At 49.0% G+C, this 18,933-nt stretch carries 17 protein-coding genes and 2 pseudogenes; 3 read left to right on the forward strand and 16 right to left on the reverse strand.

The genetic code is table 11. The features are described 5' to 3' along the window. Window positions 1-16: 16 nt before the first annotated feature. The 6 genes and pseudogenes from ACI0FR_RS00535 to tesB all read right to left on the reverse strand — a co-directional run bounded on the left by ACI0FR_RS00535 (window position 17) and on the right by tesB (window position 6,482). Window positions 17-820, reverse strand: a complete 804-nt coding sequence (locus ACI0FR_RS00535; protein ID WP_374828780.1) for an exodeoxyribonuclease III — start codon at window positions 818-820, stop codon at window positions 17-19. Window positions 821-933: 113 nt separating this feature from the next. After that, window positions 934-1,596: an outer membrane lipoprotein carrier protein LolA gene (locus tag ACI0FR_RS00540; protein WP_374828781.1), complete on the reverse strand. Its 663-nt coding sequence runs from the start codon at window positions 1,594-1,596 to the stop codon at window positions 934-936. A 109-nt stretch (window positions 1,597-1,705) separates the two neighbouring features. Beyond that, window positions 1,706-3,220, reverse strand: a pseudogene (locus tag ACI0FR_RS00545) (DNA translocase FtsK); the annotation flags it as partial. A 422-nt stretch (window positions 3,221-3,642) separates the two neighbouring features. Continuing rightward, window positions 3,643-4,219, reverse strand: a pseudogene (locus ACI0FR_RS00550) (DNA translocase FtsK 4TM domain-containing protein); the annotation flags it as partial. Between the two features lie 157 nt (window positions 4,220-4,376). Next, window positions 4,377-5,447: a glycosyltransferase family 2 protein gene (locus ACI0FR_RS00555; protein ID WP_404906827.1), complete on the reverse strand. Its 1,071-nt coding sequence runs from the start codon at window positions 5,445-5,447 to the stop codon at window positions 4,377-4,379. A gap of 150 nt (window positions 5,448-5,597) precedes the next feature. Then, on the reverse strand, window positions 5,598-6,482 hold the full coding sequence (tesB, locus tag ACI0FR_RS00560) for an acyl-CoA thioesterase II (protein WP_404906826.1): 885 nt from the start codon (window positions 6,480-6,482) through the stop codon (window positions 5,598-5,600). Between the two features lie 209 nt (window positions 6,483-6,691). Here tesB and ACI0FR_RS00565 point away from each other — a divergent pair, with 209 nt between their 5' ends. Continuing rightward, the gene (locus ACI0FR_RS00565) at window positions 6,692-7,948 is read left to right on the forward strand and encodes a ubiquinone biosynthesis hydroxylase (RefSeq protein ID WP_404906825.1); all 1,257 of its coding nucleotides are present in this window, start codon (window positions 6,692-6,694) and stop codon (window positions 7,946-7,948) included. A 208-nt stretch (window positions 7,949-8,156) separates the two neighbouring features. Here the strand turns inward: ACI0FR_RS00565 and ACI0FR_RS00570 are convergent, their stop codons facing one another. The 10 genes from ACI0FR_RS00570 to rimM form a co-directional block, all read right to left on the reverse strand. After that, window positions 8,157-8,936 (reverse strand): succinate dehydrogenase iron-sulfur subunit, encoded by a 780-nt coding sequence (locus ACI0FR_RS00570; protein WP_404906824.1) that lies wholly within the window; start codon window positions 8,934-8,936, stop codon window positions 8,157-8,159. A gap of 15 nt (window positions 8,937-8,951) precedes the next feature. Beyond that, window positions 8,952-10,808, reverse strand: coding sequence for a succinate dehydrogenase flavoprotein subunit (gene sdhA / locus ACI0FR_RS00575; protein WP_404906823.1), 1,857 nt, complete (start codon window positions 10,806-10,808; stop codon window positions 8,952-8,954). Between the two features lie 8 nt (window positions 10,809-10,816). Then, on the reverse strand, window positions 10,817-11,200 hold the full coding sequence (sdhD, locus tag ACI0FR_RS00580) for a succinate dehydrogenase, hydrophobic membrane anchor protein (protein ID WP_374828787.1): 384 nt from the start codon (window positions 11,198-11,200) through the stop codon (window positions 10,817-10,819). A gap of 12 nt (window positions 11,201-11,212) precedes the next feature. Further along, a complete protein-coding gene (gene sdhC, locus ACI0FR_RS00585; protein ID WP_404906927.1) occupies window positions 11,213-11,611 on the reverse strand; it encodes a succinate dehydrogenase, cytochrome b556 subunit in 399 nt (132 codons plus the stop codon). Between the two features lie 324 nt (window positions 11,612-11,935). Next, complete coding sequence (locus ACI0FR_RS00590; RefSeq protein WP_374828788.1) at window positions 11,936-12,394, reverse strand: GNAT family N-acetyltransferase; 459 nt, start codon at window positions 12,392-12,394, stop codon at window positions 11,936-11,938. A gap of 221 nt (window positions 12,395-12,615) precedes the next feature. Then, complete coding sequence (gene leuC, locus ACI0FR_RS00595) at window positions 12,616-14,025, reverse strand: 3-isopropylmalate dehydratase large subunit (protein ID WP_404906822.1); 1,410 nt, start codon at window positions 14,023-14,025, stop codon at window positions 12,616-12,618. A 329-nt stretch (window positions 14,026-14,354) separates the two neighbouring features. After that, window positions 14,355-14,792: a 50S ribosomal protein L19 gene (gene rplS, locus ACI0FR_RS00600; protein ID WP_374828790.1), complete on the reverse strand. Its 438-nt coding sequence runs from the start codon at window positions 14,790-14,792 to the stop codon at window positions 14,355-14,357. A gap of 217 nt (window positions 14,793-15,009) precedes the next feature. After that, window positions 15,010-15,366 carry a DUF4260 domain-containing protein gene (locus tag ACI0FR_RS00605; protein ID WP_374828791.1) on the reverse strand — a complete coding sequence of 119 codons (357 nt, stop codon included), beginning with the start codon at window positions 15,364-15,366 and terminating at the stop codon, window positions 15,010-15,012. Then, complete coding sequence (trmD, locus tag ACI0FR_RS00610; protein WP_404906821.1) at window positions 15,366-16,067, reverse strand: tRNA (guanosine(37)-N1)-methyltransferase TrmD; 702 nt, start codon at window positions 16,065-16,067, stop codon at window positions 15,366-15,368. Before trmD ends, ACI0FR_RS00605 begins: the two co-directional genes overlap by 1 nt. A gap of 8 nt (window positions 16,068-16,075) precedes the next feature. Further along, complete coding sequence (gene rimM / locus ACI0FR_RS00615) at window positions 16,076-16,648, reverse strand: ribosome maturation factor RimM (protein ID WP_404906820.1); 573 nt, start codon at window positions 16,646-16,648, stop codon at window positions 16,076-16,078. Between the two features lie 173 nt (window positions 16,649-16,821). Between rimM and ACI0FR_RS00620 the strand changes: the two genes are divergently transcribed. Beyond that, window positions 16,822-17,778: a tyrosine recombinase XerC gene (locus ACI0FR_RS00620; protein WP_374828794.1), complete on the forward strand. Its 957-nt coding sequence runs from the start codon at window positions 16,822-16,824 to the stop codon at window positions 17,776-17,778. Between the two features lie 30 nt (window positions 17,779-17,808). Further along, window positions 17,809-18,864, forward strand: a complete 1,056-nt coding sequence (locus ACI0FR_RS00625; RefSeq protein WP_404906819.1) for a TraB/GumN family protein — start codon at window positions 17,809-17,811, stop codon at window positions 18,862-18,864. Window positions 18,865-18,933: the final 69 nt, after the last annotated feature.

Consider the following 18,933-nt stretch of genomic DNA (forward strand, 5'->3'; position numbering starts at 1 on the left):
CTTGTAAAAGCTGTTATTAAAGATCGAAATTAGCAATCACCGGCACATGGTCTGACGGACGCTCCCAACCGCGAGCCTCACGCAACACCTGCAAATCCTTGATATAATTTTCCAAATCCTGCGAACCCCAAATGTGATCCAGCCTGCGGCCACGATCTGAAGCATCCCAATCTTTGGCGCGGTAGCTCCACCATGTATAAATCTTCTGATCTGCCGGAATGAGGTGCCGCATCAAATCACTCCACCCACCTTTGACACGCAGATCTTCCAGTGTTTCTGTCTCAATTGGCGTATGACTGACGATTTTGAGCATCTGTTTGTGTGACCAAACGTCATTTTCCAATGGCGCAATGTTTAAATCACCTACAAGAATAGATGATAAACCATCGCCTTCATCAGCCACTACATAGCGCATTTCATCCAGAAAACTCAGCTTGTGAGCAAATTTCGGATTGATGTCCGGCTTTGGTTCATCGCCGCCGGCAGGTACATAAAAATTATGAATGCGGATTTTCTTATTTCCCGCTTCAACCACCGAGCTTAAATGACGGCAATCACCCATATCGCAAAAGCCGATTACCTTGACATCGCTCAAAGGTCGGCGAGACAGCGTGGCAACGCCGTGATAGCCTTTCTGGCCGCTGATAGCGATATGTTCATAACCGAGCGCTTTAAAAGCATCATGGGGAAATTGATCATCCGGACATTTTGTTTCTTGTAAGCACAAAACATCCGGTTGATAATTTTGCAAAAACTGCTCGACCAAAGGCAGCCGCAGGCGCACAGAGTTGATATTCCAGGTCGCAACAGAAAATGCCATTTCACTCACTCGCTTTCATTAAAAACGCGAGCACAGTAACACTAAAGTCAGAAATAAAAACCGCTCTTCTCACACATCCACAATAGAGACTGAAAAAACAGTTTATCTGTTCGTTAGTTCCTTTTTTTGCCCTTCATGGCAATGCGCTGATAGTCGATCTTGAACATATCATCAGTAAAGCGAACGCCGGTACGTACATTGAAAACCATTACGGTTGTGTCAAGGTTATGCGCGTCGGTGATGGTCCATTGCTTTAATTCATAAGTTTTTGGATCAAACATCATGGTGATTTTTGAATCACCAAAAACCGATTTGTCGCCAACCACCAAGGTGGTCATATCAGGCTCTTGTTTGACTTGTTTCAGACGGCCGCCGCCCAAATCAATACGGTTATCCAGCAACATTTTAAGTGGAGTTGTCGAGAGTTTGTACTGATCCCAGGTATCGAGTTTGCGATTATTAATGACCACTGACTGGCCATCGGAAATCACACGGATCGGCGAATTTTCATAATTGAAACGGATTTTGCCCGGACGCTCAAGATAAAATGTGCCGCCTTGCTGCTCACCCTTAGGGCCAAATTGAACAAACTCGCCGGTCATAGTACGAAGGCTCGAAAAATGATCTGCAATTTTCTGTGCTTCCGCATTGGCATTTTGCGCCTGCGCATTAACAGGCGCCATGACTGCGATCGGCAAACTCATGCCAACAGCTGCACAAAGCGTACCTGCAACCGAGATCATTTTTACTTTATCAACCAGCTTGGAAAACAGCATATCCATTCGCTTCCAAATTTTTCTTTTCATTATCGTAAGACAGTATGTAGGCCACCAGTTTGTCGTTAGTATGGCATCACAGGCCACAATCACGTTCAAGCTTTCCGGCTTAGTATTCATCATCCCCGGTCTGTACCAAAATCTCACGCTTGCCAGCATGGTTGGCAGGGCTGATCAAGCCCTCCTCTTCCATCCGTTCAATGATGGTTGCCGCACGATTATAACCGATACCTAGACGGCGCTGAATGTAAGAGGTCGAAACTTTTTTATCGCGCAACACCACTGCAACAGCCTGATCATAAGGATCATCGGAATCCTCAAGATTAGATGTTCCGGCAGGGCCTGCGCCTTCCTCTTCATCATCTTCGGTAATCGCATCCAGATATTCCGGAACACCTTGTGTTTTGAGATGCTGAACAACTTGTTCGACTTCCTCATCACCAACAAAAGGCCCGTGAACACGCTGAATACGGCCACCACCGGCCATAAACAACATGTCACCCATCCCAAGCAGCTGCTCGGCACCCTGCTCGCCCAAAATGGTGCGACTATCGATTTTGGAGGTCACCTGGAAGGAAATACGGGTCGGAAAATTGGCTTTAATCGTACCGGTAATCACATCCACACTCGGACGCTGCGTTGCCATGATCACATGGATACCAGCCGCACGCGCCATCTGTGCCAGACGCTGCACCGCGCCCTCAATATCTTTGCCTGCGACCATCATCAGATCGGCCATTTCGTCGATGATGACGACGATAAATGGCATCGGCTGCAAGTCGAGTTCTTCTGTCTCGTAAATCGCTTCACCTGTATTACGGTCAAAACCGGTTTGAACGGTGCGTGAAATGGATTCACCACGCTTTTGTGCCTGTGCAACACGGGCATTGAAGCCGTCAATATTACGCACACCCACTTTGGACATGTTACGGTAGCGCTCTTCCATTTCGCGCACAGTCCATTTCAGCGCCACCACCGCTTTTTTCGGATCGGTGACCACAGGTGTAAGCAAATGCGGAATACCGTCATAAACCGACAATTCCAGCATTTTCGGATCAATCATGATCAGACGGCATTCTTGCGGCGTCATACGATATACCAATGACAGGATCATGGTATTGATCGCCACAGATTTACCCGAACCGGTCGTACCGGCAACAAGCACGTGAGGCATTTTGGCAATATCGGCAATCACCGGCTCGCCATTGATGTTTTTGCCCAGTGCAAGCGCCAGTTTGGCTTTATTCTGCTCGAAATCACGGCTTGCCAGCATCTCGCGCAAATAGACCATCTCGCGCTTTTGGTTCGGCAATTCGATACCAATCGCATTGCGCCCCGGAACAACCGCCACACGCGCGGCAATCGCGCTCATCGAGCGGGCAATATCATCGGCCAAACCAATCACGCGCGAGGACTTAATGCCAGGTGCCGGTTCCAGTTCATAAAGGGTTACAACCGGCCCCGGCTTGACGCTGATGATCTCGCCGCGCACACCGAAATCTTCCAGCACACCTTCCAACATGCGGGCGTTTTGATCAAGAACATCTTTCGAAAGCGACGCATCGCGCATCACTGCTTTTGGCTCTGCCAGCAATTGCAACGATGGTAGCTCAAAAGCACCGTTACGCTTACCTGCAGGGCGCTTCGTACGGGCATCGCTGCCACGTGCACTCACACGTTTGGAAGCACGCTTTACAGGAGCCCCTTCGTCCTCATTATCCCAATCAGTATGATTGTCATCACCGTCCAGATCAAACGGCGGCTCATCATAATGAGGCTCCGCACCACCAAATCCCGGTTCGCGGCGGCGATCATTCCCGCGCAAATCACCAAACGGATCATCATGATCACGGGCATTTCGTTTTTTGGATGAACCAGTCAGGCGGCGCACAAGTGCCTGTGCACTCAAATACCAATGTGTGACAGCCCCGACAAACTGGAAACGGGAATGTGCCTGTTCATCATCATCCTCATCATCTTCATAATAATCGGCATCACTAGCCTCATCTGGTGAGGATGGCGCACCCGATTTAATCAAACCGTTTTTACGTCCGGTCAATCCACCGGCAAAAGCGCAAAGCCAAGTCGCCGGAAATAGTAAAACCAGCGCGATGGCGGAGGCGATAGCACCATGTGGAAAAGTGCCCAAAAACAGGCCGGGCAATTTCAGCATCATATCACCGAAAACACCACCCAAGCCAATTTGCATCGGCCAGCTTGGCGGCACCGAAAAACAACTGGCAATGGCTGCAAACAGTAGTGCCGATAAAATCCATGCCATAATTCTTTTAGGCAGCCGGCCGATTTTGCCCTCAACCATCAGCAAAATACCCCAGAAAACCAGCGGCAAAAGAGCTATTACACTGGCAAGACCTAAAAACTGCATGGCAAAATCGGCAAAGACCGCGCCCGGATAGCCAAGCGCATTGGTTGCTTCTTGCGATGTTGCGTGGCTAAAGCTTGGGTCCGTGACATTCCATGTCGCCAAAGCACCGATCGCCAAACCGACCAAAACCAGCAAAAACAATCCGAGCAGAATATCAAGCTGACGCCGCAAAAGCGTCATAAGCTTCAATCTGTCACCATTTAGCCGTTCATTGTTGACCGGATATCCCTGCCGCATGAAATCTGTCCTGAACAATCCTGTGCTGTGCGCTCCTGCAAAACCATTATGGCCAAAACAGGCCTGATTTCGCAGATTCGGGACATCATAAAACGGCGATGGTTAAGACCTCATTAACCATCACAACTATTCCATACGTGATTTGAAACGGATCGATCTATCCTGCTTTACCCGGCGCACTCAAACTTTTTTGCTTTTTAAAACCACATATAAAATAGGCTTGCATCAGACGTTTCAAGCAATGCACGGAATGAGTAAAGTCCCCCTCACGCCAACATGCATAAAGAACATAAAATATATCTTTACCATGAATTTTTTCAAACTCGCTCAAACAGCAAGCTATTAAAACAGCACGCTTTTCCTTGTTAGGATGCTTAGCCAGTACCTTGATAATCCGGCGCAACTGACAAGTTGCAAAATATGTCGTCACCAGGTGAGATTTTTTGCTCATCGGTCCTATATATTTTTCATGCCTGATTTTCATTTCATGAATAGCGGCAAGACTATCAATTTCCTTCTCAAAGTTCAGTGAAGATAAAATACTTCCCGACCGTGTGCGGTAGGCCACAAGCGGCTTATCGAGATAATAAGCTGTTTGTGCATATGCCGATAAAAGCGGAATAACGGTTACATCTTCAAATACTTTGCCGACAGGAAAATCGGTTCCGGGCTTAAATAATGAACGTCTATACACCTTCGACCACGGATGCAGGCGCGTGCTTTTCAATGTAGCATTCAATAAAAATCCATCACAGACATTGCCATAAAAGCCAGGCCTCCCAATAAAACTACTGCGATGAAATCCTTTGCGAATCATACTCTTTGTTATATTTGGATACCAAGCATTATAATCAAAGAATACTATATCCGGATTGTATTGATCAATATAACTCAATAATTGTATTATTGCACAATCTAAAATCTTATCATCAGAATCTATAAACCAAATATAGTGTCCACAAGCCTGCTCAAGCAAATAATTACGTACATAGCTTATGCCATTATTTTGTTGAGCGCTTAAAAAGCGAACTCTATCCAATGATAGCAGTTTGTGATTTTTTATCTTTTCAACAGTATCATCTTTAGAGCCATCATCATAAATGATGACTTCGCATTCATCTGTTAATTGATCGATAATACTACTTAAACATTCATCAATATAATTTGATACATTATAACACGGTATAAGTATACTTAATTTAACATTATCATGCGTAATGTTTGCCATTTTTGACCATATTCCCAAACTCCTGACGGAGTATATATTTCTTATGAAACAGCCTTTTCTAAAACAAATAAAAAGTCAAAACCATATTTACCACCCCAAAAAGATGACTACAATATTCAATTTAAATATCAGCATGCACCTCAATGTTTATCAACGCAGCCGGATCAAGCCTTCCTGCGTGACCGATGCAATCAATATGCCGTCACGCGTATAAAACGAGCCACGGGTAAAACCACGTGCACCGGAAGCACTTGGGCTATCTTGTGTATAAAGCAACCAATCATCCAGTCTACATGGCCGATGAAACCACATCGAATGATCGAGGCTCGCAATTTGCAAATCAAGATCAAAAATCGAACGTCCATGTGCAAATAGTGATGTATCCAGCAATGTCATATCCGAGAGGTAAGCCAGTACTGCCGCCTGCAATGTACGCTCATCCGGCACCGCATCCAATGCACGCACCCAGACCTGCTGACGTGGCTCCAGTTTTTCGCGCGAAAAATAATGGTCAAGCGATACCGGCTTGATTTCAATCGGGCGTTCACGCTCCCAATATTTACGCACAGCCGGTGGTGCATTGTTCAAAATCTTAGCTTTGATATCACTGTCGCTGAGTAATGCTTCCGGCAAAGCAACACCGGACGGCATCGCTATTTGATGATCAAGCCCCGGCTCGTCCAATTGAAAGGATGCCGAAAGCGTAAAAATATCTTTCCCATGCTGTTTTGCCAGAACATGGCGCGTAGCAAAACTGGAACCATCCCTAATCCTATCCACCTCGTAAATAATCGGAATAGACGGATCCCCCGGCCGCATGAAATAGCCATGCAGTGAGTGGACATATTTATTGCTGTCGACTGTGCGCTGTGCCGCAACAAGTGCCTGTCCGATCACCTGCCCGCCAAATACGCGCTGCCAGCCTACTTGCGGGCTGTTGCCACGAAAAAGATTATGCTCAAGCACCTCCAGATCAAGAATGGTGAGAAGCTTCTGCATGGCAGTTGGATTTTCTTCATTCAATTGAGACGACATAAAAAAGACAACTCCCCATACATATATAAGGGTTTAAGGTTTTTGAGCGATGAGCATAACATCAGTGCTTAAAGCACCTTAATATTAAAGACAGGTACGCAAAATGCGTCAAAACTGCTGCGACAACAAGCTATGCCTTTTACTTGTGATATCATGTAGTAAATGCGAATATGCACAAGCGCATAGCAACTGCAAAAAGGATGCCGGAGATGACCGCCAAAAAGAGCCAAGCCAAAACAGAACCTGCTGATTTGACAGCCGATCTGGTTATTGCGGGCGCAGGCTATGTCGGGCTTACCACTGCCGTTGCCGTTAAAGCCGCTTCACCACATTTAAATGTCACCATAGTTGACGGCGCACCTGCTGGCGCATGGAAAAAAGATCCGCGCGCCTCCGCCATTGCGGCTGCTGCCTCGCGTATGCTCGACCAGCTTGGTTGCTGGGAAGAAATTTTACCTGATGCCGAGCCGATCACTGAAATGGTGATTACCGATTCACGTACATCCGACCCTGTGCGTCCGGTCTTTTTGACCTTTGACGGCGAAGTGGAGCCGGGTGAACCATTTGCGCATATGGTGGAAAATCGTATTCTCAATGGTGCCTTGCATAAACGTGCGAGTGCATTGGGCATTCAATTTATTGAAGCCACCAGTGTGGATCGCTTTGATACGCTGCCGCAAGAAGTACAGGTTCACCTTTCATCCGGTAAAACCATTCACACCAAACTGCTGGTGGCAGCTGACGGTGCAAAATCGAAATTGCGCGATCTTGCCGGCATTAAAACCGTTGATTGGGACTATGGACAGTCTGGTATTGTTTGTAACGTTTCCCATGAAAAGCCGCATGATGGCGTGGCCATCGAACATTTCTTGCCCTCCGGTCCTTTTGCAATTCTGCCGCTCAAAGGCAATCGCTGTTCATTGGTTTGGTCAGAGCGCACCGCCGATGCCGAGCGTTTGATTAAAGAAGATGATTTTATCTTCGAAGCAGAACTCGAACAACGCTTCGGCCATCATCTGGGGCCATTGCGCGTTGACGGCATGAAACGCGCGTTTCCGCTCGGCCTCTCACTGTCGCGTGAATTCGTGAAACCACGTTTTGCGCTCGTTGGCGATGCAGCACACCGCATTCATCCGGTGGCAGGCCAAGGCTTGAACCTTGGTTTTAAAGATGCTGCTGCATTGGCACAGGTGATTGTCGAGACCGACCGTCTGGGACTCGATATCGGCTCATTCGCAGCACTGGAGCGTTATCAGGCATGGCGCCGCTTTGATACGGTACGCATGGGCGTCACCAGCGATGTTTTAACCAGATTGTTTTCCAACGATCATTTGGCTCTGCGCACCGCCCGCACAATTGGTTTGGGATTGGTCGATCGCCTGCCGGTATTGAAGCAGTTTTTCATTCGCCAGGCTTCCGGCCTGACACAAGATATCCCGCGCCTTTTGCAAGGCGAACAAATCTAAATCAACGGATTTTAAATACAAAAAAGGCAGGGATTTCCCTGCCTTTTTTGTTAAAATGGGTAAAATTGATTGCCGCGATTACACGCAGCGCTCAACTATCATCTTCTTGATTTCGGCCAAGAGGCGGAGGCCGAAAGCCGAGTGGGACTAAACAAGAGGCGACGAGGCCGAAGGCCGAGTGGGACCAAAAAGAATCCGATTGTCGCAATTATACGCGGCGCTCGACCATCATCTTCTTGATTTCGGCAATCGCTTTCGCAGGATTCAGACCCTTAGGGCAAGTCTGCGCACAGTTCATAATCGTGTGGCAACGATAGAGACGGAATGGATCTTCAAGATTATCCAAACGCTCACCTTTTGCCTCATCGCGACTGTCGATCAACCAGCGATAAGCCTGCAACAGCACGGCAGGGCCTAAATAGCGATCGCCATTCCACCAATAACTTGGGCAAGATGTCGAGCAGCAAGCACACAGAATGCACTCATACAGACCATCAAGCTTGGCGCGATCTTCATGGCTCTGCAGCCACTCTTTCGCAGGCTCAGGTGATACGGTCTTGAGCCACGGCTCAATGGAGCGGTGCTGGGCATAGAAAGTGCTCATGTCAGGGATCAAATCCTTGACCACTTTCATGTGCGGCAGAGGATAAACCTTAACCGTGCCCTTGATCTCGTCCATCCCCTTGGTACAGGCAAGCGTATTGGCACCGTCAATATTCATGGCGCATGAGCCGCAAATACCTTCACGGCATGAACGGCGCAGGGTCAGGGTCGGGTCAACTTTATTTTTGATCCAAAGCAGACCATCCAGAACCATCGGGCCGCAATCATCGCGATCGACGAAATAGGTATCCATGCGCGGATTTTCATCATCATCCGGCGACCAGCGATAAATTTTAAACTCTTTCAGATTATTCGAACCGCTTGGGCGCTCCCAGGTCTTACCCTGCTTAATCTGCGAATTCTTGGGAAGTGCTAACTCAGCCAATGCTCTGCCCCCCGATCAATATACACGCGCTTTTGGCGCGATTTTTTCAAGACTGATACCACCGTCTTCTTCTTTGACCAGCGGTTCAACCTGTACCGGACGATAGCCAAGTTTGACGTCGCCATTTTCAGATAACCATGACAGCGAATGCTTGCGCCAATTAACGTCGTCACGATCCGGATAATCCTCATGCGCATGTGCGCCGCGGCTTTCCTTACGGGCTTCCGCTGCCACCACAGTGGTGATCGCGTTGGCCATCAGGTTTTCCAGTTCCAGTGTTTCCACCAGATCGGAGTTCCAGATCATGGAACGGTCGGTGACTTTAATATCCGGCATTTCCTTCCAGATGGCGGCCATACGGACACAGCCTTCCTTCAGGGATTCGGATGTGCGAAACACTGCTGCTTCTTCCTGCATCGTGCGCTGCATCTTGTCACGCAGCACCGCAGTCGGAATAGAACCATTGGCAAAGCGCAAACGGTCAAAGCGTTCCATGATCACATCACAAGCCGCTTCATTGAGCGGCGGAATTTTTGCATCACGGTCGATCACTTCACCGGCACGGATTGCAGCCGCACGGCCAAAGACCACCAAGTCGATCAGCGAGTTGGAGCCAAGGCGGTTTGCACCGTGAACGGAAGCACAACCAGCTTCACCAACAGCCATCAGACCAGGCTGGACGCGATGCGGATCAGCTTCGGTCGGATTGAGCACTTCACCCCAATAGTTGGTCGGAATACCGCCCATATTGTAGTGAACTGTCGGGATAACCGGAATTGGTTCCTTGGTCAGGTCAACGCCGGCAAAAATCTTGGCGCTTTCCGAAATCCCCGGCAAACGCTCATGCAAAACTGCCGGATCAAGATGATCAAGGTGCAGATAGATATGGTCTTTATCTTTACCAACGCCGCGGCCAGCGCGGATTTCCAGCGTCATACAACGCGAAACCACGTCACGGGAAGCCAGATCTTTGGCAGAAGGTGCATAACGCTCCATGAAGCGCTCGCCTTCCGAGTTGACCAAATAGCCGCCTTCACCGCGCGCACCTTCGGTAATCAGGCAGCCTGCGCCGTAAATACCGGTCGGGTGGAACTGAACAAATTCCATATCCTGCAAAGGCAGACCCGCACGTGCCACCATACCGCCACCGTCACCGGTGCAAGTATGCGCAGATGTCGCGGAGAAATAAGCACGGCCATAACCACCGGTTGCCAGCACAACCATTTTCGCGGTGAAGCGATGAATGGTTCCGTCATCGAGATTCCATGCCACTACGCCGGTGCAAACACCATCGGTCATGATCAGATCGAGCGCGAAATATTCAATGAAGAACTGCGCGTTGTTTTTCAGCGACTGGCCGTAAAGCGTGTGCAAAATAGCATGACCGGTACGGTCTGCAGCAGCACATGTACGCTGTACCGGCGGACCATCACCAAAATTCTGCATATGGCCACCGAAAGGGCGCTGATAAATCTTGCCTTCTTCGGTACGCGAGAATGGCACACCGTAATGTTCCAGTTCATAAACCGCGGCTGGTGCTTCACGCGCCAGATATTCCATCGCGTCCATATCGCCGAGCCAGTCCGAACCTTTGACGGTATCGTACATGTGCCACTGCCATGAATCAGGACCCATATTGCAAAGTGATGCCGCAATACCGCCTTGTGCGGCAACAGTGTGCGAACGGGTCGGGAAAACCTTGGTGATACAAGCTGTTTTAAAGCCCTGCTCAGCCATACCGAGCGTTGCGCGCAAGCCCGCACCACCGGCACCGACAACAACTACATCAAATTTATGGTCGACATAAGTATAAGTGCGACCACCAAATTTAACTTTATCAGCGCCTGCTGCGTTATTTTCTGTTTTAGCCATCGGGCTTATCAACCTCCGAAGCTTAGTTTGAGGATCGCGAATATACCGGCAAAGCCAATCACAAATGAGAAGAATGTGTTGAGCATAACCAGCAGGATCTTCAAACCTTCGCTATGTATGTAATCTTCCACAACCACCTGCATGCCAAGTCGCATGTGGTAAGCGCCGGTAACAATAAACAAGGCCATCACAATAGCGATGACCGGATGTCCGAGCGCTGCTTTTACTGTTTCATAATCTGCGCCATGCAGGGATGCGACCAGACCAACAAAGAACAACACCAGCGGCACCAGTGCTACAGCACTCATGCGCTGCGCCCAGAAATGACCGGTGCCTTCTTTGGCGGAGCCAAGTCCACGAACCTTACCAAGAGGAGTACGCATATCTTTCATAGTCATATCCTTTTAGCGCACCGCATAAGCGATGACCCAAACCAGCACGGTTGCGGCCAGAGAGAAAATCAACGATGCCCATGCGATTTTGGAAGCTGTGTGCTTGTCCATCGCCGCACCCATATCCCAAATGAAGTGACGCACGCCGCCAGCCAGATGGTGCAATAATGCCCATGTGTAGCAAAACAGAATTAAGCGGCCGATAATCGAACCATAGACGGCATTGACCAGATTGAAACAATCTTCACTGATGGCAGCAGACAACAGCCAGATTGTAAAAAGCACAGTACCGCCATAAAGCGCGATACCTGTCAGGCGGTGAATGGTCGACATGGCCATGGTGATGGTCCAGCGATACACCGACAAATGGGGCGATAAAGGGCGCTGACGCGTTGATGTGGTTTGTGTCATGGCTTTTCGTAGGCTTCCCTTGCGTAACGTCCCGATCATGGTGGTTCGTGTGGAAACGAAACTCAAACATTGGCGCGCATTCCAATCCTCATCTGCGCGCCCGATCGGGTAAAATACGTTGAGACCGCAAAATGCGATCATCTACAGGTGGTTTACTGCTCTTTTGTTACCGCGTCAAAGACGCTTTTGGCTTAGATTTAAACATTTGGTCGCAGCTTTTGTGAAAATCAGCCATTCAGAGCGCTTCAATCGGTTAAAACTGTAAGCTGACAAAAATTGATGATTTTTATCAAGTTTTTAAGGTCGATTGATAAGCGTCCAATTTCAGTTGCCAAAACGAATCACATAGCTTGACCAGTCGGCAGCCGTTGCCACTTGCTCGTAAAGTTTGCGTCCGTCTTCCGGTACACGAGGGGCATTTAGCATCAGTTTGCTCCAGCCGCGCTCTTCCGCTTTATCGGCAAGCACATCAATCAAAGCTTTGGCGATGCCTTTGCCACGATGGTCATGATGCACATAAATGTGATCGACCTGACCAGCACGCATACCCGAAACCGGCTCTGGCAAATCATAGAAAATTGTAAAACCGACAATCTCGCCATTCAGCCGCGCACCCAAAATTTCCGCGCTTCTGTCCTGCAACAAATTTTCGGCATAATATTCATCAGGACGACGCGGCGCGCCGCGCTTCAAAGCTTGCGCATAACTTGCCAGCAAAGGTGCAAATTCATGGGCATCACGCAAATGCAATAAAGCAATATCAAAAGCATGCTCATTCGACATGATAGTCAGTCCTCCAAATCATATATGCTTAGTCAGCATAAACCAGTTTCAAGAACGATAGTCTTGTTATTATAAACTGACTTATCTTCTAGAGCATTACAGACAAAAGTGCGAAGCGCTTTTACGTCACGGATAAAAGGTAGCAAATTTGTTTGTGACACCATAATAAAAAAGGGCGCAGCCTGAACCGCACCCTTTTGAAATCAAAGCACCTGTGGTGATTATTTCCAATCACGGATATCAACAAACCGTCCTGCAACTGCCGCAGCTGCTGCCATCGCAGGTGACACCAGATGGGTGCGGCCTTTAAAGCCCTGACGACCTTCAAAGTTACGGTTGGAGGTGGAAGCACAACGCTCACCCGGAGCCAAACGGTCATCATTCATCGCCAAGCACATCGAACAACCCGGTTCACGCCAGTCAAAGCCTGCCTCAATGAAAATCTTGTCCAGACCTTCAGCTTCCGCCATCTCTTTGACCAAACCAGAGCCCGGCACAATCATCGCGCTCACAGTGGAAGCCACTTTTTTGCCTTCAACCATGCGGGCTGCATCGCGCAAATCTTCAATACGGCCATTGGTGCATGAACCGATAAAGACACGGTCAATCGTTATATCGGTGATCTTGGTGCCCGGTTTCAGATCCATATATTCCAATGCGCGCCATTTGGACGAACGCTTGGTATCATCCTGAATATCATCAGGATTAGGAACCACGTCGGTTACAAAAACCACATCTTCAGGTGAAGAACCCCATGTCACGACCGGAGAAATTTCCGCCGCGTCAAGTGTTACGATTTTATCGAAATGCGCACCTTCGTCCGAATGGAGCGTTTTCCAATAATTGACGGCCTGCTCGAACTGCTCCCCCTTAGGGGCGCGCGGCTTGCCGTGAATATATTCAAATGTTGTCTTGTCCGGCGCAATCAGACCAGCACGTGCACCACCTTCAATCGACATGTTGCAGACGGTCATACGGCCTTCCATCGACAATGACGTGATCGCATCACCGGCATATTCAATCACATAACCGGTACCGCCGGCGGTGCCAATTTTACCGATGATTGCCAATGTAATGTCTTTAGCGGTTACACCTGCTGCCAGTTTGCCATCCACATGCACCAGCATGTTTTTGGCTTTTTTCTGGATCAGTGTTTGCGTCGCCAGTACGTGTTCTACTTCTGAGGTACCGATACCATGTGCAAGTGAGCCAAAAGCACCATGGGTTGAAGTATGGCTGTCACCGCACACAATGGTCATGCCCGGCAGGGTAAAACCCTGTTCAGGGCCAACGATGTGCACAACGCCCTGACGCTTGTCGCGTTCGGAATAATATTCAACGCCGAAGTCGGCAGCATTTTTCGCCAGCGCTTCAACCTGAATACGGCTTTCTTCGTTTTTAATGCCGTTCACACGGTCAGGAGAAGTTGGCACATTATGGTCAACCACAGCCAGTGTGCGCTCCGGATGACGAACCTTACGGCCTGTCATACGCAGGCCTTCAAAAGCCTGCGGGCTTGTCACTTCATGGACAAGGTGGCGGTCAATATAGAGGAGGCAGGTACCATCATCCTGCTGATCCACCAGGTGATCGTCCCAAATCTTGTCATAAAGTGTACGCGGCGCGCTCATTACGGAGTTTCCTTTGAACGGTTCTAGAAATAATGTCTGTCATATGCACCGACAGCACGGTTTCGTCAAGAAACAGCAAGCGCAACAGGGTGTCGCAGCAAGATTCCGAAACAAAACCAGCCGAAAACATGCAAAAAACTTCGTTTGCACCTTTATTATAGCAGAATTACGACAGTGAAGAATAGCGAAAAACGCATCAAACCCAGCAGTTTCAGGCAATCGAAGGCGGGTTAAAAGGCCGCACTTGTTATAATTTCAGCAACTCAGTCTTTCCAGACAACAAAAAAGGCGACCCTTGGGTCGCCTTTTTATGCAAATTTTTGCAGATCTTATTTAGCGGCAGCAGCTTTTGCAGCGGCTTCCTTAGCAGCAGCAAGCTTGTCAGCTTCGCGTTCTGCTTTGGTGCGGTTGTCTTTCTTCTCGGCAATACGAGCGGCTTTACCGGTCAGACCGCGCAGGTAGTAGAGTTTCGCACGACGTACTTTACCGCGACGAACAACTTCCACAGCTTCAACCAGCGGGGAATAAACTGGGAATACGCGTTCAACGCCTTCACCGTAAGAGATTTTACGAACTGTGAAGTTTTCGTTGAGGCCTGCACCAGCGCGTGCAATGCAAACGCCTTCGTAAGCCTGTACACGGGTACGTGTACCTTCAGTTACGCGAACCATAACACGTACAGTGTCACCTGGCTGAAAATCTGGCAGCTTGCGCTTTTCTTCGATTTTGGCAACCTGTTCAGCGTTGAGCTGGCTAATGATATCCATCGTTCTGATCCTTAGTAGTTCTTCTCAAACAGCCAGAGCGCCCGACGCTTCATTTACAGCAACATGGCCGCAAATTTATGCTTTTCAGCAGGGGCGGTTCACCATTTATTGATTTAGCGAACGTCCGGATTCTTCCGGAACTGGCGTCGCAATACACTATTAGCCCGGTTTAATCAACTCTGTCTGCACAAGCAGCACGTAAGTTTTCATGGCTTTATTATTTTTGTCGTCCAATGCGTCCCATATGGGTATCTTGAAAAGATGAGGCATATTTAAGCCCGTAACCCAGCATCCGGTCGAAAGCGATATGGGCAAACCAGATCAGCATATAAGGCCACAACCATTCCTGATCGAAGATATGGATGAATGTGGCCAAAGCGATCACACCCAAAAAACTATGGCCGATATTATAAATCACCGCGCCGGCGCGATTGCCGAAAACATAGCCGAGCATGGTCAAATCCGGCAGCAGAAAACAGAGGGCAAACAGCCACCAGCTTGCGCCGCTGAGCGCATAAAACCATAAAGCAATCAGTAAAACTGCCCCATATTCTACACGGCGCAAAACTTTCATTATTTCTTGATGCCTTTGAAAGCCGCCCATAAGTCAGGACGGCGTGTTTTGGTGATTTCTTCAGCCTGTGCGCGGCGCCATTTATCAATCGCTCCATGATTGCCGGATGTTAACACCTCAGGAATAGAGCGTCCTTCCCACACTTGCGGGCGGGTGTAATGCGGATGCTCCAACAACCCCGTTTCAAAGCTTTCGGTTTCGCCTGATTCCTGATTTCCCATCACACCCGGAAGTAAACGTACGATAGCATCGAGAAGCACAATCGCTGCCGTTTCACCACCCGATAAAATATAATCGCCGATAGATATTTCTTCCAGCTCGCGGCTTTCAATCACCCGCTCGTCCAAGCCTTCAAAGCGGCCACATATAATGATCGCGCCCTCACCTGCCGCCAGTTCACGCACACGTTTTTGCGTCAAAGGCTTGCCGCGCGGGCTCATCAGCAATTTCGGACGGTGATCGGCAACCGAATCGATGGCTCGCGCCACCACATCCGCTTTCATCACCATACCGGCGCCACCACCCGATGGCGTATCATCCACCATGCGATGCTTGTCTTCGGCAAAATCACGAATCTGCACCGTTTCCAACGACCATTTGGCATCATTCAAGGCTTTGCCAGCCAGCGAAACACCTAAAGGGCCTGGAAACATTTCCGGATAAAGCGTCAGCACCGATGCATGAAATTTTTTAAGTGTCATATCAGCGCTCATGCTTCACGGTCGCGTTCATCATCATAGCCATCTTCAGGATAGTCATCATCCTGATTAGCAATGAGGCCAGCAGCATAAGGGTCAACGATGATCTTGCCATTGGTCAGATCAATCTCGGTCACCGCTGCTTCTGTAAACGGAATAAGCATTGGTTTGCGCCCTGTCAGGCGCAGTTCAATCAGATCACCACCGCCAAAATCAAACAAAGCATGGACGCGACCATGATTATTGCCTTGCCTGTCATAGGCTTGTAAGCCAATCAGATCGGCATAATAAAATTCGTCATCATCCAGATCTTCCGCCAATTGCGAACGATCAATAAACAATTCCGTGCCGTTCAGGGCTTCTGCCGCGTTACGGTCATTGATACCGCGAAAGCGAACGATGACCACATTTTTGGCATTGCGCACATCCAACACTTCATAGGATTTGCCCTGCTTGTCATACAGCAGACCATAGTCACCGATCGCCAACGGATCTTCCGTATAGGGTTTGACACGCACTTCACCACGTATGCCGTGTGCAGCACCGATAACGGCGAGTTGGACAGGATTTTCCGGACGCGACATGATGGTTCCTAACATTCATCAAAGAGTTTGCTTCCGATTAACCAATATTCAGGCAAAGTCCAAGATAATTGCAAGATAATTGATTGAGAAAAATAATATGTAAGCTCTGAGTAATAACTCAATGGCACAATAGTTGCATCGCTTAATTTATCAAACGGCGCATTTTCAAAACCATGACCACAGGTTCCAAATCACAAGAATTTCTGATCCCCGCCCGTGCGGATTTGCAAGCTGCGCGTGAGGAGTGGTTGAGAACGCTCAGCGAAACACGCCGCCTTTCCGACAATACTTTGCAAGCCTATGAGCGCGACACACGCCAGTTCCTGCAATTCTTGACCGGCCATTTGGGTGAGCCGCCAAGCCTGAAAGATGTCAGCGCATTGCGCGTTGCCGATTTGCGCTCATTTTTAGCCAATCGCCGCAATGATGGTGCGGGGGCACGTACACTTGGGCGCGGCCTTGCCGGTGTGCGTTCGCTGTTGCGCCATCTGGAGCGTCGCGGCCTTGCCAATGCGGCCGGTGCCAGCGCCATCCGTGCGCCCAAACAACCCAAATCTTTGCCGAAACCTTTGACCACCCAAGATGCGCTTAAAGTCGTCAACACGATGGAACAGCTCGCGGAAGAGCCGTGGATTGCTGCGCGCAATGCAGCAGTACTGACGCTGCTTTACGGCTGTGGTTTGCGTATTTCTGAAGCACTCAATCTTAATGGTGATGCATTACTTGACGATAAAGAGCGTTCAATCGTGCTCACCGGTAAAGGTGGCAAAAGCCGGATGGTGCCGCTATTGCCCGTTATCCACCGTGCCGTTGCCGAATACCGCAAACTTTGCCCATATGATTTAAGTGCCGATCAACCGCTTTTTCGCGGTGCCAAAGGCGGGCGTTTACAGCAAGGTATCATCCAGCGAGAAATGCAAAAAATGCGTGGTGCCTTGGGGCTTCCAGACAGCGCCACGCCGCACGCTTTGCGCCACTCTTTTGCTACCCATTTATTAGGCCGTGGCGGTGATTTGCGTACTATTCAGGAACTGCTCGGCCATGCCAGCCTTTCCACCACACAGGTCTATACCGGTGTGGACACCGACCGCTTGCTGGAAATTTACGATAAAGCGCATCCGCGTATGTAATTTTGTGAGTTTCAAGCCTATATTCGCCCCATGAAAAACATATGGCATATCTTCAAAACCTTCGCGCGTTTTTTAACGCTTAGTCTTTTATTTGCCGCCGGCACATTTGCTTTCACGCAAAAAACCTATGCACAAGAGACGCAGACCAAAAGTTGTAAGCCTGCCAAAAATCTGCTGCCGGATTTTATCAAATCCCATCCCGACACCTATCAAAAGCTGGAAGCACAAGCAGCAGATACACCCAATCATTCCGGCCTGCTGTGGAAAATCACCAAGCCGAATGTCAAACCCTCTTATCTTTTCGGCACGATGCATTTAAGCGATCCTCGCATTTCCAATGCGCCTGCCCCCGTTTTGGCATTGCTGGACAAAGCCGAAACCATGATCATCGAAACAACCGATGTTATGGATCCTGCATTTCTGCTTAAAATTCTAAACACCCAGCCTGATCTCATTCAGATGCAGGGCGAAAATAGGTTGTCCAAGCTGTTTTCCGATGAGGAACAAGCAGAAATGCGAGAGCGGCTTGTTAAGCGCAATCTCAGCTTCGCCGTCTTCGACAGGCTGCAGCCGTGGATAGTCACCAATCTACTCAGCATACCGCAATGCGAAAGCGTATATCAGGCACAAGGCGAAGTGGCGCTTGATTTGAAATTAGCCAAACGCGCTCAAGATCAGGATAAATATCTGGTTGGCTTGGAAACAGCGGCAGAGCAACTGGAAGCGATGAAAGCCTTACCCATGGAGTTTTACCACAAGGGCTTGCTCGCGAGTGTTCGTGCCCTTGATGAGATTGATGACTTCATGGAAACGCTCACGCATCTTTATCTAAGCGGGCGTATCGGCCTGATGGCACCGCTGTTGCAAGCTCTCGATGAAGACGGGCTTGACGATGAAGATTATCAAAAGTTTGAAGCGATCATGGTCACCAAGCGCAACCACAATATGGTAGAACGCGGTCTCACATTTTTCAATCACGGCGATGTCTTTATGGCCGTTGGCGCGCTGCATTTACCGGGTGACGACGGCCTTGTAGAATTGTTGCGGGCACAAGGATTTACAGTCGAGAATGTGCCGCTGAACTAACACCCCCGCCACATATCAAGGCAATAAAAAAGCCCGGATGTAACATCCGGGCTTTTCTTATTTGCACGA

The sequence above is a fragment of the Paenochrobactrum sp. BZR 201-1 genome (assembly GCF_044987585.2).
Taxonomy (GTDB): Bacteria; Pseudomonadota; Alphaproteobacteria; order Rhizobiales; family Rhizobiaceae; genus Paenochrobactrum; species Paenochrobactrum pullorum.

Bases quoted from the DNA above. Each gene is read 5' to 3' on its own strand.
- ACI0FR_RS00535 (WP_374828780.1), bottom strand. From the start codon at position 820: ATGGCATTTTCTGTTGCGACCTGGAATATCAACTCTGTGCGCCTGCGG.
- ACI0FR_RS00540 (WP_374828781.1), bottom strand. From the start codon at position 1,596: ATGCTGTTTTCCAAGCTGGTTGATAAAGTAAAAATGATCTCGGTTGCA.
- ACI0FR_RS00555 (WP_404906827.1), bottom strand. From the start codon at position 5,447: ATGGCAAACATTACGCATGATAATGTTAAATTAAGTATACTTATACCG.
- tesB (WP_404906826.1), bottom strand. From the start codon at position 6,482: ATGTCGTCTCAATTGAATGAAGAAAATCCAACTGCCATGCAGAAGCTT.
- ACI0FR_RS00565 (WP_404906825.1), top strand. From the start codon at position 6,692: ATGACCGCCAAAAAGAGCCAAGCCAAAACAGAACCTGCTGATTTGACA.
- sdhA (WP_404906823.1), bottom strand. From the start codon at position 10,808: ATGGCTAAAACAGAAAATAACGCAGCAGGCGCTGATAAAGTTAAATTT.
- sdhD (WP_374828787.1), bottom strand. From the start codon at position 11,200: ATGAAAGATATGCGTACTCCTCTTGGTAAGGTTCGTGGACTTGGCTCC.
- sdhC (WP_404906927.1), bottom strand. From the start codon at position 11,611: ATGACACAAACCACATCAACGCGTCAGCGCCCTTTATCGCCCCATTTG.
- ACI0FR_RS00590 (WP_374828788.1), bottom strand. From the start codon at position 12,394: ATGTCGAATGAGCATGCTTTTGATATTGCTTTATTGCATTTGCGTGAT.
- leuC (WP_404906822.1), bottom strand. From the start codon at position 14,025: ATGAGCGCGCCGCGTACACTTTATGACAAGATTTGGGACGATCACCTG.
- rplS (WP_374828790.1), bottom strand. From the start codon at position 14,792: ATGGATATCATTAGCCAGCTCAACGCTGAACAGGTTGCCAAAATCGAA.
- ACI0FR_RS00605 (WP_374828791.1), bottom strand. From the start codon at position 15,366: ATGAAAGTTTTGCGCCGTGTAGAATATGGGGCAGTTTTACTGATTGCT.
- trmD (WP_404906821.1), bottom strand. From the start codon at position 16,067: ATGACACTTAAAAAATTTCATGCATCGGTGCTGACGCTTTATCCGGAA.
- rimM (WP_404906820.1), bottom strand. From the start codon at position 16,648: ATGTCGCGTCCGGAAAATCCTGTCCAACTCGCCGTTATCGGTGCTGCA.
- ACI0FR_RS00620 (WP_374828794.1), top strand. From the start codon at position 16,822: ATGACCACAGGTTCCAAATCACAAGAATTTCTGATCCCCGCCCGTGCG.
- ACI0FR_RS00625 (WP_404906819.1), top strand. From the start codon at position 17,809: ATGAAAAACATATGGCATATCTTCAAAACCTTCGCGCGTTTTTTAACG.